Annotated in this window: 1 protein-coding gene; it reads right to left on the minus strand. The window is 39.0% G+C overall.

Features of this window, described 5'->3' with window-relative positions:
* Positions 1-193, minus strand: a 193-nt coding sequence (locus tag Q4519_RS22325) for a hypothetical protein (RefSeq protein WP_303516186.1), incomplete at its 3' end; no start/stop codon positions are given.
* Positions 194-228 lie beyond the last annotated feature (35 nt).

Below are 228 nucleotides of genomic sequence, written 5' to 3' on the forward strand. Positions count from 1 at the left end.
CCACAATGGTTGGTTGGTAATGCTGGCGTATCTTTTTAATTACTTTATATATTTTAACTCGTTTGGCCGGTTTGTCGGTCCATTTACCAAATCTTGCTGGGGTGGTTTGCTTAGGGGTAAGCATTAGTAGAGTATAATTTTTATTTAACTTTTTTTGTGCTAAATGTGTCGTTCCATTGCTGTCTACCCACATATATACATCCGCACTTGCTGTCGGCACATAGATGC

This window comes from Motilimonas sp. 1_MG-2023, assembly GCF_030547455.1.
Classification (GTDB): Bacteria; Pseudomonadota; Gammaproteobacteria; order Enterobacterales; family CBDFNC01; genus Motilimonas.